This is a genomic window from Geminisphaera colitermitum TAV2, from assembly GCF_000171235.2.
Taxonomy (GTDB): domain Bacteria; phylum Verrucomicrobiota; class Verrucomicrobiia; order Opitutales; family Opitutaceae; genus Geminisphaera; species Geminisphaera colitermitum.
Genome location: NZ_ABEA03000157.1, coordinates 40,332 through 59,426 on the forward strand (window position 1 = coordinate 40,332; position 19,095 = coordinate 59,426).

Below are 19,095 nucleotides of genomic sequence, written 5' to 3' on the forward strand. Positions count from 1 at the left end.
AGTCAACTACCTGCTCCGCACCGGCAGCGTGGTCCCCTCGTGCCACACCGGGGTCGTCAAGAGGATCGCCGGGGTTCCCGGCAACCCCAGCCGGTTTCGGTATAACTTCCCCACGATCTGGTCGATCGCCCGCCGACTGCTTTCCTCCACGCACGTGTAGAGACCGCTGTGTCGGTTTTCCTGCGCGTGTATGTTAATTTCAACTACGGCCAGATCGTCCGGCACCGCCAACCGCAGTCGCTGCAAGACCGGCTCGCAACGCTGCAACGACAGACTGTTTGAAACCAGCACGTCCGGCTTCCATCGCGCCAGCCATCGTTCGAACTCCGCGTCAAACTCCGCCTCGTCCACCACCAGCGGCGGGATCAACGACAACCGTTTCTTCCCGCTTTCGCGTTCCAGCCCGCTGGCAAGAAACCCGCCGCGCCACCGCCCCTGCGACGCGACATCCGAATGCGACAGCACAAAAAATCCCGGCTTCCGGTAGCCCCGCTGCCACGCCGTATGCACTGCCTGATACGTCGCCCCGAAATGATCCGTGTCCACCCGGTCCATCGGCGGCGTGCGCAGGTTGGTGCTGAACGTCACCACGGCGAAATGCTCCCAGTTGAGCGCCACCGGACCGCCTTCCGGCTCGTCCGACGGCGGCAGAAACACCCCGCGAATTCCCCGCGTGTGCAACGCCTTTTCCAGCCGCGCGTGCGACCCGAACTCCGCCGCTTCGAACGCCTCAAGTTTAAACCCCAACTCCTCTGCATGTGTCCGCGCCGCCTCGAACATCCGCGCCACATACGCATTTTCCGCCAGCACCTGCCGTCCCGCTTGCGAGCGCGTGATGAAGGCCAGCGCCCCCTGAAACTTCCCCGACCGCGCCGTCCGCCGCTGCTGCACCAGCGCTGTCAGCAACGGATTGACCCGATACCCCATCTTTTCCGCCAGCGCTCGGATGCGTTCCCGCGTCGCCACCGGCAACTGCGGACTGTTGCGCAAGGCCAGCGAAACTGTCGTCACATGCACGCCCGCGGCCTCCGCCACATCGCGCATCGCCACCCCGCGTCCGCCACTCTTCGCTGCGACCTTCGAACTCATGCCCGTAACTCTATGATTAGAGTAACGCCTGTGTCGACTCTCCAAACCAATCCCGGCAACTTTTCCGAACCGATTACCTCCGCCGCCATGTCATCACCCACCATTAGAGCCAGTGTTCATTCGCTGCCCTTGCCCGCCGAGTTATTTGCCGGGTGTCCCAAATCTCCCGGGACACGTCCAAAAGCATTCGGGACCTGTCCAAAATCACTCCGGACGAATCCCAAAGTATTCGGGACGAGTCCAACCTCCCTCCGGACAAGTCCTGGACTGCTTAGGACAAGTCCCAAGGCATTCAGGACAAGTCCTAAAGAGCTCCGGACGTGTCCTAAAATGCTCAGGACATATCCCAAGCGAACCCGGATCCCGCCTCCTCCCTCCCTTTGCCTGCCCACCGATAAAAACCAGACAGCCAACGAACCCACACCAGAACTGAAAGCCAAAACATCATGAGCAATACCGGATATATCCCCTCCGCCGACGAGAGTTTCCACGCTTGGCAGGCCAACTTCGCGCTGAAACTCGGCCCCATGGTCACGCGCATCGGCATCCCTGCGGCCAAAATGACCACGTTCGAGAGCCTCCAAGGACTGTGGATCGACGCCTTCCAACTCGCCAGCCAGCCGAGCACCCGCACCCCGCTGGCCATCGAACAAAAAAAACACGCCCGCGACGATTACGAAGCCCACATCCGCGCCCTCGTCCGCCAATACATCACCCACAACGACGCCACCACCGATGATGACCGCGTGAGCCTCGGCCTGCCCATCCCCAAGACCACGCGCACCCCCGTCCCCGTGCCTGCGGACTCGCCCGCCTTCGAAGTGGGCATCTCACACCTCCGTGAAATCCATATCTACTATCACCCCACCGGAGCCAAGCCCGCCGGAGCCAAACCCTACGGCGTGCACGGCGCGGAGTGCTGCTGGGCCATCCGCGATACACCTCCCACCGACGACATCGAAACCGACCTGCCCTATTCTCGTTTCGACACCCACTCTCCCCTCATCCTCCCCTTTAAGGAAGGCCAGCGCGGCAAAACCGTCTATTTTGCCCTCCGCTGGGAGAACACCCGTGGCGACAAAGGTCCTTGGGGCGACATTGGCTCCGCCATCATCCCCTGAAGGGAAAAGCTAAACATCTTCAGTTTTTTTTTACTCAAGATTTGCCTCTGTTATTACGCTGCCACGCTACCGCCCTTCCTCTGAATAAACCAACATCCTCCAAACAATGAAATTCAACTCCCCAAAGTTATTCCTCGCCCCACTCGCATCGTTGCTTCTCGCATCGCTGCCCGCCCCTGTCGCATTCGCGCAAGCTCTCATGATTGATTTCGGTCCCATAACCGTCGCCGGAAGCAATCTAACCAACAGCCCCTTGCATGCCGCCAATGCTCAGTTCACCGATAAAACTTGGAACAAGGTCGAACTGGAAGACGTTGCTGCGGGCGGGCTAAAATGGTCAGACAACACCACCGCGCAAGGTGTCAGCCTGCGTTTGGGCGGAGGCTTGAATTACGCCAATCATGTCAAATTCAATACTCTCGCCAACAATCCAAACCTTTCAGATTATCGTGGAGGTGCCATACGCACAGGCATCTATAGTGGCAATTCCGTGGGTAGGGACGGCATCTCGGTTAATTCTGATGGCAGCGTTATTGCGTTGCAAATTGGCGGACTTCAGTCCGGCACCTACGATGTTTACGTCACCACGCGCAACACTAATTCCAATTCCGCGCATAGCCAAAACGTCTATGTCGGCAAAACATCGACGGCGGTGGATACCATAGCCTACAGATTGGGCACCGGGACAGTCACCCAAAACGGTTTTGTTGCCCAATCGATTTCCTATCCAGCCGGAGTGACAGCCACAGACAGTTGGGTTCAGGGCACAAACTACTTCAAGTTTAGCGTTACCCTTGAGGCAGGAGAGTTCCTGAATATCATGACTTCTTCCGCAGGTGGTGTGAACAAGGGATCCCTCACCTCGCTGCAAATCATTCCATAGCCTGTTCCAGAACCAGCAACAGCCATGTTGTGTGCCAGCAGTTTTGTAATGACCGTTATTGTATTCAGCTGCATTTGACAAAAGTTCATCCGTTTTGCCTTCCCCCCCCTTCCATGAAAAAGACCTCCGCCTTCACTCTGATCGAATTGCTCACTGTCATTGCCATCATCGGTATCCTCGCGGGTATCATGATTCCCGTCGTCGGCAAAGTCCGGGGGACGGCAAGAGGTGCGCAGTGCAAATCCAATCTGAGGCAACTCGCCACAGCGATTTCCATGTATGCCGACGAGCACAAGGGACTTTATCCGACGGCGTATCCGCCGCCTCCGGGTGCCACGGACGGCAATATCAACTGGTTTTGCGGCGACAACAACAAGAAGAACTGTCCGATCGCTCCTTACATCAGTGGAGGCGAGACAGCGGATGGGAAAGTGGGGCGCGCCACCATGCGCCTTGTTGTTTGTCCGTCCAATGAAGTTGGCCAGCCGTATCCCTCTCACTGGATATTTCCCAACGGCAACGCCTACGGTTATCCCTATGCCGTGAACATGTCTGTAATATCCGACACATCCACACAAGTTGCGGCAAATAGCATTACGGTGCCCAGCCAGACGGTTCTCATGACTGATAATTCGACTCCGGTCACGGGGGGAGGAACATGGACCTACGGTTTCAAGTTCACAGCATCCGGCTTTGACGATCCCTACTGGGGAACTCGTATTGTGGAACGCATGGGCGCTCTGCATGGGGAGAAAACCAACATCGCTTGGTGCGACGGCCATGTGACAACGACGTCGGTCGAAAATTTCAAACAAACCTACAAGGTTCCTCAATAGATCTGGCGGCAGTTTCCCACTACTTCACAAAACGCATCCCCCCCTCCCCCCCTCCCCCTGAGTGAGGGGGGGACGATTACTCCACTCTCGCACGTATCATTTTTCTATTACAAATTGCCGTTTATTTCATCATGACCGTTCGCATTCCCAAACTATTTTTCTCTAGTGTGATTTTGTCGTTTGCTGCCACGACATGCTCCGGGATTGCAGCCACTGCGCTTGACGATGCGCTCAACGATGCCGATGGCGCTGCGACTGCAACTGAATCTGCCGCCACCGCGAAGTCAGAGCAGATTGTTTTTACCACGAGCGAGGATTACATTCCCGTCAAGGGACCGAGGCGCGTCAAAAAGGGAGGCATTTTCGATTTTTCCACCAAACCGTGGATCTTCGATGCGCCCGCCGGCAAACACGGATTCATTCGCGCTGTTGGCGAGCATTTTGAGTTTGAGAATCGCCCCGGAAAGCCAGTCCGTTTTAACGGTCTCAACCTGATGGATGTGCCGTCCGCCGACAGTGCTTTGGTAGAATCCGATGCCGACGCGATGGCTGAAGCCGGCTACAACTTGCTTCGACTTCATCATTTCGACGACTGGATTGCCGACTACAAGGCGTCCGACCCCAAACGCTATCATTCCGGAGAACTCGATCCCGTGAATCTCGATCGCCTTGATCGTATTGTGGCTGCCTGCAAAAAACGAGGCATCTATACAACGCTCGATTTTTATACGATCCGCCGTATCCGAAGGGCTCATTTCCCCGATTATCCAGGAACAACCGACGAGAAGTTCAACCGTCTGGAATACAAGGCGCTGGTCTGGGTTGACGAACGCACAGCCGACGATTTTTGGGCATTTGCCGAGAATCTCATGAACCACGTCAATCCTTATACCGGTCTCGCGTGGAAAGACGATCCGGCCATCGTCTTTATCAGTCTGATCAACGAGGGCCCCATGACGAAGTTGCCCGGCGTCACACCAACGGTGCAGGCGATGTTCGACCGGAAATTTGACGAATGGGCTGCCAAGCGTGGCTATGAAAACACTCCCGAATTACGCAAGGAACGACATCGGCAGTTCATCACGGAGTTTTACAATGAGACCTACGCGCGTTTTGTCCGGAGCGCCCGTGACATTGGTATCCGGGTTCCGCTCACAGACCAGAATCTCGACACCTTGCGGTATGAGACGATTTTGCAACGTCGCCAGTTTGATTACATTGATCTCCATGCCTACGGATGGCACCCTACATCGCTCGATAAAAATTTCAGATGGCATGAAAACAAGGCCGCTTTGAAAGTAGGCGCGGTCAGCACCATCAAGGCGTATTACAGTGGAGGGCCGATGTCGATACTCGCTTCGGGACGTCACTATGGGAAGCCGTTTGTTGTTAGCGAATGGGAATACTGCATGCCTGCCGAATCCGCCCAGGAAGGCACATTGCTCATGGCGTCATATGCCGCCGCGCAAAATTGGAACGGATTGGTGCGTTTTGGCCTCGGTCACGGTTTTTCGCGCGGTAATTTCGAAACCGTCAAGCCACGAGCGATCCTTGCAATCGCCAATCCGCAGACAGCACTCGCCGAAAGAATGACGTCTCTGCTCTTCCTGCGCGGCGACGTTCTCCCCTCCGTGGATAATTATCCGATTCTGATGCCGCTTGATTATGCGGAGGAGCTAAAAGCAGAGAAAGTCTGGCCAGAAAATCTCCGTCGCATCGGTTTGTTGGGCCGCACCGGTATCCTGTTTTTCGATCCGAAAAAACCGGAGGCTGTCGCGTCTATGCTCCCTCCGAACACGAAAGGCGTTTTCCAGATAGGCTCCACTCCGGTCGTCACGAACGGCGTGCCTGTCTATACCGATACCACAGTCAGGCTGGGACTGAATCTTCCGCGCAATCCTGCCGTAAACGACACGGGGGAACTTACGCTTGATCGCGACTTGGGCGTCTTTTCTGTTGTCACTCCACGCAGCGAAGGATTTGCCGTGCCGGAAGGGCAGGAGGTAAAAGGCGCGTTTGCCACGGCCAAAAGCAAAAAATCTTTTGCCACGGTATTCGTCTCCGCAATGGATGAAAAACCGCTGAGTACGAGCGAATCTTATTTGATCCTCCACCTGACCGGTAGCAAGGGGGAGGGAATGCGCTTCAGAAACGACGAGTTGGCGATTCTCGACGAATGGGGAAATGCACCGCTTTTGGCCCACCGCGGCGAAGTTGAATTCACATTCAACCGTAATTTTCCTGAAGAAGGTTTTGTTCTCTACGCTCTCAGTTTTTCGGGCGAACGGCTCTTCCGTGTTGCCATGGAAACACAGAATGGGCGCTCACGATTTACCGCCAAAAACACATCAGACGGACATGTCATCGCCGCCTACGAACTCGCACGATGATACATGTTGAAAAACAGAACACCAAAACCTCATAAGTTGCTTTATCCCGCACCGACCAATCACGGCAATTTTCAACAATCTGAAAGATATGGCTACCGCTGAAAAAGTCATTGAGACCGTCATCAAAAATCCTGGCCTCGTAATGAGCGATGCTTACCTGAAACTATGGAAGGCGGAGTATGAAAAGATCGACGCCGACATTGAGGCAAATCGCAAGGCAGACGCTCTTGTTTGCTTGGGTGATAAAATCGCTCCCGGCACAGAAGTTCGCGTCGAACAGGTGTCGCATGAATTCGTTTTCGGCGCGCATATTTTCAACTTCGACCAGTTGGGAAGCGATGAGTGCAATGCTCGTTACAAGGAACTTTACGGCACACTCTTCAACTCGGCGACAATTGCTTTTTATTGGAAGTGTTTTGAACCGGAAGAGGGGACGCCGCGCTTCAAGGCGAAGTATGAGGATACGGCGGAGTTTTGGAATTCGATCAAAGAACCGAAACGGCAACCACACTGGCGGCGTCCGGCAACCGATCCCGTGGTGGAGTTTTGCGAGAGCAAGGGCATCCGCATGCATGGGCACACTCTCGTATGGGGCAATGCCCAATGGCACATGCCAGACTGGGTGTTTGAGAAAATTCCCGAGTCGTATCGAAAAAACGCCCGTCCGCCGGAAAACCCCAGCGTCACTCCGCGCATCGAATTATTCGATTCGATGACACCTGCCCAGATTGAAAAATTGCTGCCCGGCTTCACCAACGAGGTGAACACACTCATGACGCGACGGATCATTGAAATCGCCCTGCGCTACAAAGGCCGCCTGCACAGTTGGGACATCGTCAATGAAAGCGCAACCGACTTCGGACTCGGCTTGCACATCGCAGGCGATGGTCTTTGTAAAAGTGGCAATGGACTTATGCCCGGCGACTATGCCTGCCGCTCGTTCAAAATCGCCGAGAGCGCTTTCCCAAAAAAAGTTTTCCTCAACATCAACGATTACAACCTTGGGGAGGATTATTTGCGGCAGGTGCAGGATTTGCAGACACGCGGCTGCAAGATTGATGTCATGGGAGCGCAGATGCACATCTTCAATCCGCAACAGTGCAAGGACATCGCCGATGGCAATAGTGATGAGAAGACCGATGCCAAAGTTCGTCCTGACAAGATTCGCGCCACCATTGAACGCCTGGCCACGGCGGGAGTCCCCATTCACATGAGTGAAATCACCATTTCCGCACCGACCACCACCGCAGGTGAGGAACAGGGCCGGTTGATTCAGGCGATTATCGCGAGAAACTTGTATCGCCTATGGTTCAGCCTGAAGCCGGTGATGGGCATCACTTGGTGGAACGTCGTTGATGATTGCGGCGCGCCCGGCGAGCCGTCCGTATCCGGTCTGTTCACACGCGACATGAAGCCCAAGCCGGCGCATGATGTCCTCAAACACCTCATTCATGACGAGTGGAAAACACGGCTCACCGTCCGTGCCGGAGCGGATGGGACGGTGCATTTTCGTGGGTTTCGAGGCGGATACAAATTGACGTGGCAGGATGATTCCGGACGCACGCACGTCACCCCTTATATTTTGGGCACGGAGTGCAAATGAGTTTTTCAATTTCTGAAAACAGAATTGTGATTATATAACTGAAGTTACGCGGCAGGAGCGGCGGCGTCCCCGCCGCCGGACGGACCGGCAGGTCCGCCAAAATAAAGCACTTGTGTTATTCGGGCGCGCTGTCGCGCGTCGGGCGGCGGGGACGCCGCCCCTCCTGCCGCGTAACATCAGTTAAAAAGAAAGAGAGGGGGACGAAATTTTCGTCCCCCTCTCTTCTTTTTGAAAACGTCTGACGACGATCCGTGATCTCACCACGCAGTCACATTTGTTTGCGAATACGACGACGATAAAGGGCAATGGCTCCTATCGTCACCACACCGAACGCCAACCCGATGCTGGCCGGCTCGGGCACGGCGATTGCGGTGATTTGAAGATTATCGACACGCAGCGATGAGCCGGAAGGAATATCGGCAAACGACCAGCGCAACGTCACCGACGACTGATTATTGATGGCAACGAGACTTGAAAGATCCAGTGACCAGACCGAGTAGCCCGTTCCGGTTGAGAAAGACGCAAGCGAGAGTCCCGATGAACCCCAGCCCGAACCCGTGTCATATTGCAAATTAGAGAACGACGTCAGTCCGCCGGTGTAGGAGCGGAGATCCATGCGAACCTGCAAGGAAGACAGTCCTGTTGTATCCAGTGTGACACTGAAGGAATTTCCCGTGGAGCCGCTGTTCCACGCCAATGAATGTCCTGGCGTGCTTCCCGTTCCGCTGCCCGACCATGTTGTGCCATCGAATGCCTGAAACGAAGCGGCACCGCCGTTGTTTCCGCCCGAAGTAATGTTTGAACCCGTATAGGAAAGCGTTGGGATGGTTTGAAACGTCGAGGCTGTCACGATGCTGGTAAATGTCCCCCCGGTTCCGTTTTGAGTGGTTTGGAAACTCCAGAATGCAGCGGTTGACTGAGCTTGGATTCCACTGACGGCGACCAGTGCGAGCGCAAGCGCTCCTGCGATTTTGTGGGTGTAGGATGTTTGAGATTTCATGGTGGTTTTGGATGGATTGACTGTTAGCAGCTCCTTGGGAGCAGCAACCGGTGACACAGCATCCGGCTGATCGGATAGAAGTCGATAGGTCGGTTACTCTAATCATAGAGTCATATCGTGACCGTCTCCTCACCGTCTTCCGGCCATCCATATATTGACTGCGACAAAGGAGGGCGCTCAGGGCATTTGCCGTGGGCCAGCTCAAATATCGTCATTTGCATGTTGCGTATTAACCAGCTTGCTTGCCGCGATGGCATCGCTCCCGTTTTCTCTCGTGTTCGAAATCGTATGTTTTCCGCAACCATGAAACGCCTCCTCCCAATCGTCCTGCTCTTCTCCGTGGCATCCGCCGCCCTTGCCTCCCATGTGGAAGAGAAAAACGTCTCCTATCTGGAGGAAGCGGCCTTTGCCAAAGCGGATGCCTACCGGCAGGAGCAATGCCGCATGGACTTGTGGCTGCCGACCGGGAAACCCGGTTTCCCCACCCTCATCTGGTTGCACGGCGGAGGACTCACCAGCGGGAAACGTTTCATGCCGGTGCTCCGCGACAAAGGCATCGGTCTGATCGCGGCCAGCTATCGCCTTTCGCCGAAAGTGGAGCATCCCGGCTATCTTGAGGATGCGGCTGCCATCACGGCTTGGACGCTCCGGCACATCGCGGAGCGCGGCGGCGATCCGAAAAAAATCTTTCTCGCCGGACATTCGGCAGGCGGCTACCTCGCCGCCATGGTCGGCATGGACCCGCAATGGCTGGCCGCTCAAGGCGTTTCCAACCGCGACCTCGTCGGCCTCGTCCTCGTCAGCGCGCAGGTGACAACTCACTTCCTTGTCAAAAAATTGCGTGGCGACACCCGTCCGGAATATCGTCCCATCATTGATGAATTCGCCCCGCTTTACCACGCGTCGAAGGACTTGCCCCCCGTTTGTCTCATTCTGGGTGATCGGAAAATCGAATACAAAAACCGCGTCGAGGAAAACAATCTGCTGGCTGCCAGCCTGCGCAATCTCGGCCATCCGATGGTCGAGTTTTACGAAATGGGAGGACTCACTCACGGCAGCGTGGTGAGCGGTTCCTGGATCATCGTGCCGGATTTTTTGAAACGAGCGGTCGCGTGGCGCGCGGCGGACACGTCCTCCGCCCAGGGCCGTTGACCCATGCTCGGCTTCATGGAAGTAAAATCTAAATGGCGCAAAGAGCCGTGGCGCGGGTGGAACGCCCGCGCCACTTCAAGGCCGTCTGTGTAACATCGGTTTATCAGTATCAGCGAACGAAGTCTGGACACTCCTTGGCCTGACCTGTCTGGCTTCCCGCTTGTCCTTCGTCATGCCATCCTTTCCCTTGCGCACGGTCACGTCTCTCAACGGTCTCTGGGACTTCGCGTTCCCGGGTCGCATCGACCTCGATGCGTTTTCGCCCGCATCCTTCCCCTCCGAAACGGAAAAAACGCCTGTCCCCTCGGCCTTCGACGCGCTCCCGGCACACGCGGGCAGGCGGGGCGCGGCGGTTTACCGGCGGCGCTTCACGGTGCCTGCCGGAAGGCGTGCGCGGCTGGAGTTTGGCGCGGTGTCGATGTGGTGCCGCGTGTGGATCGACGGCGTGGCGGTCGCGGAACACGCGTGTGGCTACGCGCCCTTCACTGTCGATGTGCCGGTGCGCACGGACTCGTCCGGCGAACGCGAACTCGTCGTGCTGGTGGACAACCGCTACGACTTCGCCCGCGTGCCGATGCATGAGGAGTATTTTGATTTTTACCAATACGGGGGACTCCTGCGCGACGTGACGCTGCACCTGTTGCCCGTCGCGTCGGTCGAAGGCGGCGTGTTTATCGACCACGTGCAGACTCTCGTCGGCGAAGGTTATGCGGAGGGACGGTTCCAGTTGCGCGTGCACCTGTCCGGAAAAAGCATTCCGGCAAGTGTTGCGCTCGTCACGCAGATCGACGACAACGAGCCGCGTGTCGCGGAAAATATCCCGGTGGACGCGGATGGCGTGGCGACGCTGCAACTTCAGGCGGGCGCGCCTCGTATCTGGTCGCCGGATACGCCGCATCTGCACCGCCTGACGGTGCGGCTGCCGGACAACGGCGACGCCTTGGAAATCCGTTTCGGACTGCGCCGCATCGAGGCGCGCTCCGGCAAACTCTGGCTCAACGGACAACCGCTCGTGTTGCGCGGCTACAACCGGCATGAGTGGCATCCGAATACCGGCCCCTGCACGCCAACGCTCCAGATGGTCGCCGACATCCAGCTCATGAAGGACCTGGGTTGCAATTTCGTGCGCGGTTCGCACTACCCGCAGGACCAGCGGTTCCTCGACTTGTGCGACGAGTTCGGGTTGCTCGTCTGGGAGGAAAATCTCGGGTGGGGACAGCGCGAGAAGACATTTGCCAGCACGAAGTGGCGCGCCGATCACGCACGGGCCTTGCGCGCGATGGTGCGCGCGAGTTGCAACCACCCGTGCGTCATAATCTGGGGTTTCCTCAACGAGGCCGGGACAAACGCCGATTACGTGCGCCCCGTCCTTGAAGAAACCACGAAGACGCTGCGCGCTCTCGATCCCTCGCGGCTGGTGAGCTACGCTTCGATGTATGGCAAGGTGGACAAACACTTCGATCTGGCCGACCTGATTGCGCTCAACATCTACCCTGGCTGGTACGGATGCGAAGGCGTGGAGCATCCGCTCGACTTGATTGCGCCGGCGATGCGCGAATTTTTCGCATCGATCGACGCGCGCGGTTTCGCGGACAAGCCCATCATGATTTCGGAGATCGGGGCCGAGGGGCTTTACGGATGGCGCGATGCGCACAACGACTTTTTCACCGAAGAGCATCAGGCCGAGTATATCCGCCGGGCCTGCGAGGAGGCGTTGTCCAATCCGCGCAGCAGCGGCATCGCGCTATGGCATTTCAGCGACGTGCGCACCTACGGCGGCGGCTGGTCTCTGAAACGTCCGCGGGCGTTCAACAATAAAGGCACCTTCGACGAATACCGCCGTCCCAAGGCCGCGGCGCGCGTGGTGAAAGAAATTTTTCGGCAGTCATCCGGAGCCGGAAAATAATAACCGGGCTTCCGACCCTTTACTTCAAACAGGCGTTAACTACGGTTTGTGCTCATTCGCAACATGAGCACACCGTCCGCCGCCGCATCCGCCACCGTCCCCCCCCCCCCCCCGCCATCCGATCTCGAAAAGGCCACGCCGCAGGAGCGTGTGCGTTGGGCGGTGGACACGTTTGGCGATGGGCTGGTGCTGACGACGAGCTTCGGCATCCAGGCGGCGGTCATGCTGCATCTCGTCACACGCATCGTCCCGGAGCTCCCCGTGGTGTTCATCGACACCGGCTACCTGTTTGCCGAGACCTACCGCTTCGCCGACCAGTTGACGGAGCGGCTCAGGCTCAATCTCAAGGTTTACCAGCCGCGCCTCACCGCCGCGTATCAAGAAGCCCGTTACGGCAAACGCTGGGAGCAAGGGATCGACGGGCTCAAAGCCTACAATTTCGACAACAAGGTGGAGCCCATGGATCGCGCCGTGCGCGACCTCGGCGCGCGCGCCTGGCTGGCGGGCCTGCGTCGTTCGCAGTCCGGCACGCGCGGGGCGCTCGGCGTCGTGCAGGAACAAAACAATATCACCAAAATCCACCCGATCATCGACTGGGACAACCGCACGGTGCACCGCTACCTCACGGAAAACGACCTGCCGTATCACCCGCTCTGGGAACAAGGCTACGTCTCGGTCGGCGACTGGCACAGCACCTCGAAACTCGAACCCGGCATGACCGAGGAACAGACGCGCTTCGGCGGTCTCAAGCGCGAGTGCGGTCTGCATGAAGAGTGGGGGAAGGGGAATTAACCACAGAGACACCGAGGCACAGAGAATCAATCCACGGAGAAGATCAGAAACCGCATGGATCAGTTAATGATAAAATCATCTCTGTATTTTTGCTGCCCCAGCCACGCGGCCAGGCCGGCGTCGTCGGTGATCGTTTCGCCAAATTGGTAGTCGCGGTCGAGTAGTTGCGCGTAGCTCAGTTCCACGAAGCGGCGGCAATGCAACAGCACCCGCGCCCGCTGTCCCGGCGCGCGCACCAGACGGCCCAGTGCCTGGTTCACCTTTTGCATGCCCGGCGCCTGATAAACCCTCCGGAACGCCTCCTCGCGCGACAACGCCCGCAGTGTCGCCATGCGCGCCTTCTGCACCGCGTTGACCTCCGGTAGCGCCGGGCCTACGACCATCGCATGACTCACGCGCCCGCCCAGTGCGTCAATGCCCTCGGCAAAACTGCTGCCCAGCACCAAAAACACCGCATCGGCCATCACCAGCGACTCCTCCACCCACGCCGTCTGCGCCGCAAGGTCGTTGAGGCGCGGCTGGATCGCCACTCGCACCGCCGGAAACGCCGTGTTCAATTCGCGTTCGATCATCTCCGCATACGCATAGCTTGGAAAAAACACTGCAACGCATCGCAACCGCTCCGCCCCCCCCCCTCCGCGTGAAGCCGCCTCGTGCAACGCGGCCACGGTCGCGGCGGTTGTTCGCGCGTGGCGTCCGCGCTGCAGGTAAGTCGTGTCGGCGCGCACATCGTAAGCGATGTCATAAGCCGCGTCGCGCCACGGCGTGCGGGCAACCACGGAGAAAGGCTGAAAGGCTGAAAGATTTAAACCCACCAACCCGCACGACTCCGCAAAAATTCCCGCCGGTCCCGGTGTCGCCGTGGTGAACACCACGCCGCCAAACTCCGCGACCGCCGCCCCGATTTCCGCCGCCGCGTCCAGGCATGTGAAGCGCAACTCGCCCTCCGCCGGGCACCACAGCAATTTTTCCAAGCTCGTCCGTTCCAGCCAGTCCGCCAGCGCCGGGATCATCCACAACGCCTCGCTCGCCACCGGCCCCAAGTCCGCGTAATCGAGCGGCGTTTGCTGGATGCGGCTGGCGAGCGTGCGCAGCGCGTCGGCCACGTCGTCCTCCTGGTCGAGTCCCAGCGCCTCGCACGGGCGCAACCTTGCCAGCAACAAAGCCCACTCTTCCCACGCGCGCACCAAGGGCGCGGGCACATGGTGATGATCCAACTCCGCCAGCACCGCGTGCGCCGTTCCCGCCTGCGCCGCGTGCGACCACGCATCCGCCACGCGCGAGGGCAGGTTGTGCGCCTCGTCGATCACCAGCAGCGTCTCCGCGGGTTCAAACCCCGGCTGCTCGAAAAACAGGCCCCGGTTGTTGGGCGCAAAAACGTAGTTGTAATCGCCCACCCACACGTCCTGAAACGCCAGCGCCACGCGCGTGATCTCGTAGGGGCAGACGCGCGCCGTCCGCCCCGCCGCGCGCAGGGCGTCGATCTCGCACGCCTCGTTTTCAAAACGGTAAAACCGCGAAAGTCCCGCCGCCTCCCAGCGCCGTTCCATGCCGTCGAGATACCCGCACGCCTCCCGCACGCAGTGAAACGTGCTGTTGACGCAATGCTCGCGTTTGGGCCGCACCTGCCAGGCGCGGACGAATGCGGAATGCGGATTGCGGATTGCGGAATGGCAAACCTCCGCACTCCGCATTCGCCTGAGCGTTTGCATCACTTGGAGTTGCCCCGTCGCCTTGCTCGTCAGGTAGATTAATCGTGAAAATCGTCCCGCCCGCATCTGCCCCAGCGCGCACTCCAGCAGCACGCCCGTCTTGCCAAACCCGGTCGGGGCGGTGAACAGCACCGACGGGTGCAACACCATCGCCGCCTCCAGTTCCGCCGCCGTAGTCTCCTGCCCGATACGCAACTCGGAGAACGGGGGATGAAACACCAGTCCGCGCAGGCGTTCGCGTGACTCCGCCCGCAGGTCGAGAAAACCGCGCACGGCCTCCAGCCGGGCGCGAAACAGCGACTCGTCGGTGTCCGTGCATGTGAGCGTCTGGCTCAGGCCGCTGCCCGCCTCGACGAACACCAGTTCCCCGCGCACGGGGGTATCCGGGTCGCCGATACGGCGCAGCATGACGTAGGCCGCCAGTTGGGCAAAATAGTCCGGGTGCTCTGCACGAAGTTCCTCCTCCGCCGCCGGGATGGCGCGCAGGGTGGTCTTGATTTCGCGCAGCACGACGGGGCCGGTGCGTGTCTTAACCGGCAGCACCTGGTCAATGCGGCCTGTCAGCGTGATGACCCAGCCGCCATGCGCCACGCTGCCCGACACCGGCACTTCGAACTCGGCATCGGCCCGTTCGGACGCCAGTTGCGCGCGCATTTCCTGATGCCATTGCGTGCCCAGTTGCGCCCGCCATATCCCTCTCTTCGTGCCTTGCTGTCCGTTCCCCGGCGCGCGCGGCCCGATCGCAAAGGTGGCGAATTCACCGATGCTCAGCGAGGCGGTGCGGTGTTCGAGGTCAAATTCCATGGGCCGTTAGCGCATTTGTCGTGGGATGGTATCGGTTGTTTTAACGGTAGTGAGGTCTCTCCGAGACCTCCGCTGTGCGTGGTGTGAGGATGGCAAAACTCATGGGTGGGCGGCGGCGTGGTGAGGTTATCGCGAAGGTGACGCGGAGTCCTCGGAGAGGCCTCACTACCTGGATAGGTTGTGGCTACAATTTTTTTGAGAATGTTCTAAACACGCCTGTCCGGTGGATGAAATGCAAGCTGCTTGGAACGGCGAAGGGCGGACAATGGTGTCCGCCCTTCGGTCAAAGCTAGTGCTGGTGTCGGGTTCGCTTACCGGGCGTCGGCGTAGCGGGCGATGGAGGTCACAGTGTAAGTTTCCTCGGCACTGCCGATCTTGACTTGCACGGTGTCGCCCACGCGCTTGGTGAGGAGGCCCTGGCCGAGCGGGGTCTTGTAGGCGATGATGTTCTTCTCCGGGATGCTGTCCCAGGCGCCAAGAAGGGTGTAGGTGGCGGTCTTGCCGGTGGAGCCGATCTTGAGTCCGACGATATTGCCCACGCCGATGCTGTCCGTCGGGGCGTCCTTGAAATCAGTGATGCGGGCGCGGCTGAGTTCTTTTTCGATGAGGGCCTTTTGCGCCATGAGAACCTGCTGGTCCTGCTTGGCCATCTTGTACTCGGAGTTTTCCTTGAGATCGCCGTGCTCGCGGGCGGTGGCGATGGCTTTGCTGTTCTCAGGGATTTTTTTGGAAACGATGGTTTCGTATTCCTCGCGCTTGCGTTCGTAGCTCTCGCGGGAGACGAGGAGTTGTTCTTCCTTGCCTTCGGAGTCGCCGGTGAGGAGCGACTGGATGGAGGGGAACAGTTTGATGAAGCGGGCGAGGAGGGATTTTTTGGTAAGGTCTTCGAAGCCTTGGTTGAGCAGGAGGGTGTTGGCGAGGTCGCGCGCGGTCTCGGTGTCGGCGGCGGCAAGGAGGTCGGGGATGAGTTCGGTGTCGTCGCTGAGGATTTCGGCCAGCGGGATGCGGCGCGCGCTGGCGGCTTGCAGGGCTTCGTAGTCGATGGCGTAGAAGACGGAGCTGAGGAGGCGGGGGGTCACGAGGTCGCCGAGGATTTTGGCGAATTTCTTCGAGTGGCGGTTCTTGACGATCCACAGGAGAACGGGGGCGCGGAGGTTTTGCTCGATCTGCCAGCGTTTGAGCGAGTCGGCCAGCTCTTCGGTGTGACCGTTCTCAACGAGGAAGTTGATGCACTCGGTGGTGAACTTGCCTTGCGAGATTTTGAGGAGGTTGAAGATGATGTCGCGGTGCTCGATGGGGAAGGTCTCTTTGATGAGGTCGAGGAGGTGGGCTTGGAACTGGACGGGGATTTTTTCGACGATGTCGGGGATGTCGCGCTGGTTGGCAATGAGGGAGGATTGCGTGGGGACGAAGGCGTTGGCGTCCACGTCGGGGGCGAGTTTGGCGAGTTCGTCGCGCACGTAGGCGCCGTAGAGGCGTTCGGCGGGGGTGAGCTGGTTGGAGTCCTTCACGGCGTCGGCAATGCCGGTGAGCACGGTCTTGATGGTCTCGGGGTTGGTGTCCTTTTTGTCGGCGGCGGCAACGAGTTCGTCGGCGAGCTTGATGCGGCGGCGGGCGGAACGGGTGCCGTTGAAGAATTCAAGGATTTCGTCTTCGTTGGAGATGGGCGTCTCGCGGATGTAGTAGCATTCGGTCTTCTTGAGGGGGAGGCCGACGCGGGGGTCTTTGAGGACGATTTTCTTGGCGGCGCTCCACCAGCGTTTAAACTTGTCGGGGCCGACGACCTGGGCGAGGACGGATTCGATTTCGATGCCGGTGGCGGCCTGGTTGGGGTAGGCTTCGAGGCCTTCGACGAAGAGTTGGGCGGGGTCCTCGGCGATGAGTTTGTTGATTTTTTCGGTCTCGGTCTGCTTGCGGACGAGCAGGTGATTGGCCGGGAGAACTTCGAGGGTTTTGACGCAAAACACCGGGTCCATCGGGTGGCCGGGCTTGCCGGTGAAATCGATAATCAGGCGCTGGGTCGCGGAGTTATAGGATTTGATCTGCCCAAAGCCCCAGCTCGAATGAATGCAATAGGAGCCGGATTTCATGGCCTCCAGCTTGGTCTTGGCCGTTTTAAGGGACGGGTTTTTGGCGATCAGCGCAGCAACATCTTCCGTAGTCATGTAAAGTCGGGTTTTCTTGGATGAATTGGTCACTTAAGCGGATCACGGTGTGCGGTGTCAATCCAAGCGGTGAGCGTTGCCAGATTGAGGGAGGGGGGGGAGGGGGGGAGGGGCCGCCGAGGGCGCGCAGCGTCGGTCCATCTGGAATATCTCAGGCAGAGACGCAGAGAAGAAAACAGCAGGGAGGTTCTAAAAATCCGTTTTTCCGGATGGGCGCGGCAAAGCCGCGTCTGGCGGGTCGGGAGACCTATACGCGCTAACATCTTTTCAATCGCCACGCATTTCTTGAGATTATTTCAGCAGAAAACAGCGATTTTTAGATTTAAAAGGCTGGTTTGAATCAAAAAATGAAGAAAAAAACGAAACATGTTAGCGCGTATAGGTCGGGAGACCCGCCCTCCCTTTGTTTGCCTTTCACACCGTGCCGTCGCCGATGGCGGTTTCGTAGCGGCGTTCGGCGTCGGCCTGGCTGCTGATGGAGAGGCGCAGGTCGCGGGCGAGGCCGTCCTTGAGACCGTAAACCCAGGCATGCACGGTCAGCGGCTGGCCGCGGTCCCACGCGTCATGGATGATGGTGGTTTGCGTGACGTTGAGGGCTTGCTCAATGGCGTTGAGTTCGCAGAGACGGTCAACGCGGGCGCTTTCGGTGGGGATCTGGTTGAGTTGGGCGGCGTGTTTGTCGCGCACGTCTTTGACGTGGCGCAGCCAGTTGTCGGCCAGGCCCACGCGGTCGCCGCGCAGTGCCACGCGCACACCGCTGCATCCGTAGTGACCAACGACGAGGATGTGTCGCACTTTTAACAGATCCACGGCGAACTGGAGCACGCTGAGGCAGTTCAGGTCGGTCGGCACAACGACGTTGGCGATGTTGCGGTGAACAAAGAGTTCGCCGGGCAACAGGCCCACGATTTCGTTGGCCGGCACGCGGCTGTCGGAGCAGCCGATCCACAGGTATTGGGGGTTCTGCTGGCGCGACAGACGAAGAAAAAAGTCCGGGTCGGCGGTCCTGATTTTTTGGGACCAAGCTTGGTTGAGGGCGAAGAGGTGATCGAGTTTTCCCATGAGAGGCGCGGTGCGGCCGCGTATGCAGGGCAAAAGCTGATATCCAAATGCCGCGGAGCGAAAGTCCAAAGCCGACATAGCGGTATCGCTAACAGCAAACAGAACGCAGCGTTAGAATTGCTAACTGTTGCAAAGCGGGCGAGACGCCCGCGCCACGCGTAGGGGCTTCGCTTGCGAAGCCCGCGTATGCAGGACGTGGCATCGAATGGCGTGCGCGGGCGTCGCAAGCGACGCCCCTACAGCGGGCGAGACGCCCGCGCCACGCCTTGACCAAGGTGGCTCTCCTGCGTAGAAAACAAAATCGTTATGTCACCCATCCCGTCGAAAATGTCCTCCACGCCCGCGCCCTCGCCCTCGAAACAGTTCAGGATTCTCGCAATAATGTTATGGTTCATCGCCGCCATCTCATTTGGGATTTCCATCTGGTTGATGATAAGAATCAACAACGCCCAAGTGATCGTATGGCAAATCACGCGCGAGATTGATAAAGAGAAAGTGGATGGGCTTTCTGAATTTATAAAACATATGGGCTATATAAAGAATTACCTGAATATGAGTGCAGTGGCGTTGTGCGTCTTAG

General features: G+C 58.5%; 14 protein-coding genes. 8 read left to right on the plus strand and 6 right to left on the minus strand.

Annotated features, from left to right (window positions below; genetic code table 11):
• Positions 1-6: 6 nt before the first annotated feature.
• Positions 7-1,089, minus strand: a complete 1,083-nt coding sequence (locus OBACDRAFT_RS17515) for a LacI family DNA-binding transcriptional regulator (protein ID WP_081722166.1) — start codon at positions 1,087-1,089, stop codon at positions 7-9.
• Between the two features lie 446 nt (positions 1,090-1,535).
• Here OBACDRAFT_RS17515 and OBACDRAFT_RS17520 point away from each other — a divergent pair, with 446 nt between their 5' ends.
• The 5 genes from OBACDRAFT_RS17520 to OBACDRAFT_RS17540 all read left to right on the plus strand — a co-directional run bounded on the left by OBACDRAFT_RS17520 (position 1,536) and on the right by OBACDRAFT_RS17540 (position 7,922).
• Positions 1,536-2,210, plus strand: coding sequence for a hypothetical protein (locus tag OBACDRAFT_RS17520; RefSeq protein ID WP_043587893.1), 675 nt, complete (start codon positions 1,536-1,538; stop codon positions 2,208-2,210).
• Positions 2,211-2,316: 106 nt separating this feature from the next.
• The gene (locus OBACDRAFT_RS17525; RefSeq protein ID WP_064501126.1) at positions 2,317-3,093 is read left to right on the plus strand and encodes a hypothetical protein; all 777 of its coding nucleotides are present in this window, start codon (positions 2,317-2,319) and stop codon (positions 3,091-3,093) included.
• Between the two features lie 113 nt (positions 3,094-3,206).
• Positions 3,207-3,929, plus strand: a complete 723-nt coding sequence (locus tag OBACDRAFT_RS28990) for a DUF1559 family PulG-like putative transporter (protein ID WP_052362199.1) — start codon at positions 3,207-3,209, stop codon at positions 3,927-3,929.
• A 131-nt stretch (positions 3,930-4,060) separates the two neighbouring features.
• The gene (locus tag OBACDRAFT_RS17535; protein ID WP_043587895.1) at positions 4,061-6,319 is read left to right on the plus strand and encodes a glycoside hydrolase family protein; all 2,259 of its coding nucleotides are present in this window, start codon (positions 4,061-4,063) and stop codon (positions 6,317-6,319) included.
• Positions 6,320-6,407: 88 nt separating this feature from the next.
• Positions 6,408-7,922, plus strand: coding sequence for an endo-1,4-beta-xylanase (locus tag OBACDRAFT_RS17540; protein ID WP_052362200.1), 1,515 nt, complete (start codon positions 6,408-6,410; stop codon positions 7,920-7,922).
• Positions 7,923-8,190: 268 nt separating this feature from the next.
• On the opposite strand, the gene OBACDRAFT_RS17545 is transcribed toward OBACDRAFT_RS17540, so the two are convergent.
• Positions 8,191-8,922: a hypothetical protein gene (locus OBACDRAFT_RS17545; RefSeq protein WP_043587897.1), complete on the minus strand. Its 732-nt coding sequence runs from the start codon at positions 8,920-8,922 to the stop codon at positions 8,191-8,193.
• A gap of 303 nt (positions 8,923-9,225) precedes the next feature.
• Between OBACDRAFT_RS17545 and OBACDRAFT_RS17550 the strand changes: the two genes are divergently transcribed.
• The 3 genes from OBACDRAFT_RS17550 (at position 9,226) to OBACDRAFT_RS17560 (ending at position 12,772) form a co-directional block, all read left to right on the plus strand.
• The gene (locus tag OBACDRAFT_RS17550; protein ID WP_043587943.1) at positions 9,226-10,074 is read left to right on the plus strand and encodes an alpha/beta hydrolase; all 849 of its coding nucleotides are present in this window, start codon (positions 9,226-9,228) and stop codon (positions 10,072-10,074) included.
• A gap of 172 nt (positions 10,075-10,246) precedes the next feature.
• Entirely contained in the window at positions 10,247-11,980 is a 1,734-nt protein-coding gene (locus tag OBACDRAFT_RS17555; RefSeq protein WP_043587898.1) for a glycoside hydrolase family 2 protein, read from the plus strand.
• A gap of 63 nt (positions 11,981-12,043) precedes the next feature.
• Positions 12,044-12,772, plus strand: a complete 729-nt coding sequence (locus OBACDRAFT_RS17560; RefSeq protein WP_043587900.1) for a phosphoadenylyl-sulfate reductase — start codon at positions 12,044-12,046, stop codon at positions 12,770-12,772.
• A gap of 59 nt (positions 12,773-12,831) precedes the next feature.
• Here OBACDRAFT_RS17560 and OBACDRAFT_RS17565 read toward each other — a convergent pair whose 3' ends face one another.
• The 4 genes from OBACDRAFT_RS17565 to OBACDRAFT_RS17580 all read right to left on the minus strand — a co-directional run bounded on the left by OBACDRAFT_RS17565 (position 12,832) and on the right by OBACDRAFT_RS17580 (position 18,988).
• Positions 12,832-15,288, minus strand: a complete 2,457-nt coding sequence (locus tag OBACDRAFT_RS17565) for a helicase C-terminal domain-containing protein (protein WP_043587902.1) — start codon at positions 15,286-15,288, stop codon at positions 12,832-12,834.
• Positions 15,289-15,599: 311 nt separating this feature from the next.
• Positions 15,600-17,453, minus strand: coding sequence for a GreA/GreB family elongation factor (locus OBACDRAFT_RS17570; protein ID WP_043587903.1), 1,854 nt, complete (start codon positions 17,451-17,453; stop codon positions 15,600-15,602).
• A 414-nt stretch (positions 17,454-17,867) separates the two neighbouring features.
• Positions 17,868-18,515, minus strand: coding sequence for a carbonate dehydratase (gene can / locus OBACDRAFT_RS17575; protein ID WP_043587945.1), 648 nt, complete (start codon positions 18,513-18,515; stop codon positions 17,868-17,870).
• Positions 18,516-18,751: 236 nt separating this feature from the next.
• Complete coding sequence (locus tag OBACDRAFT_RS17580) at positions 18,752-18,988, minus strand: hypothetical protein (RefSeq protein WP_043587905.1); 237 nt, start codon at positions 18,986-18,988, stop codon at positions 18,752-18,754.
• Positions 18,989-19,095 lie beyond the last annotated feature (107 nt).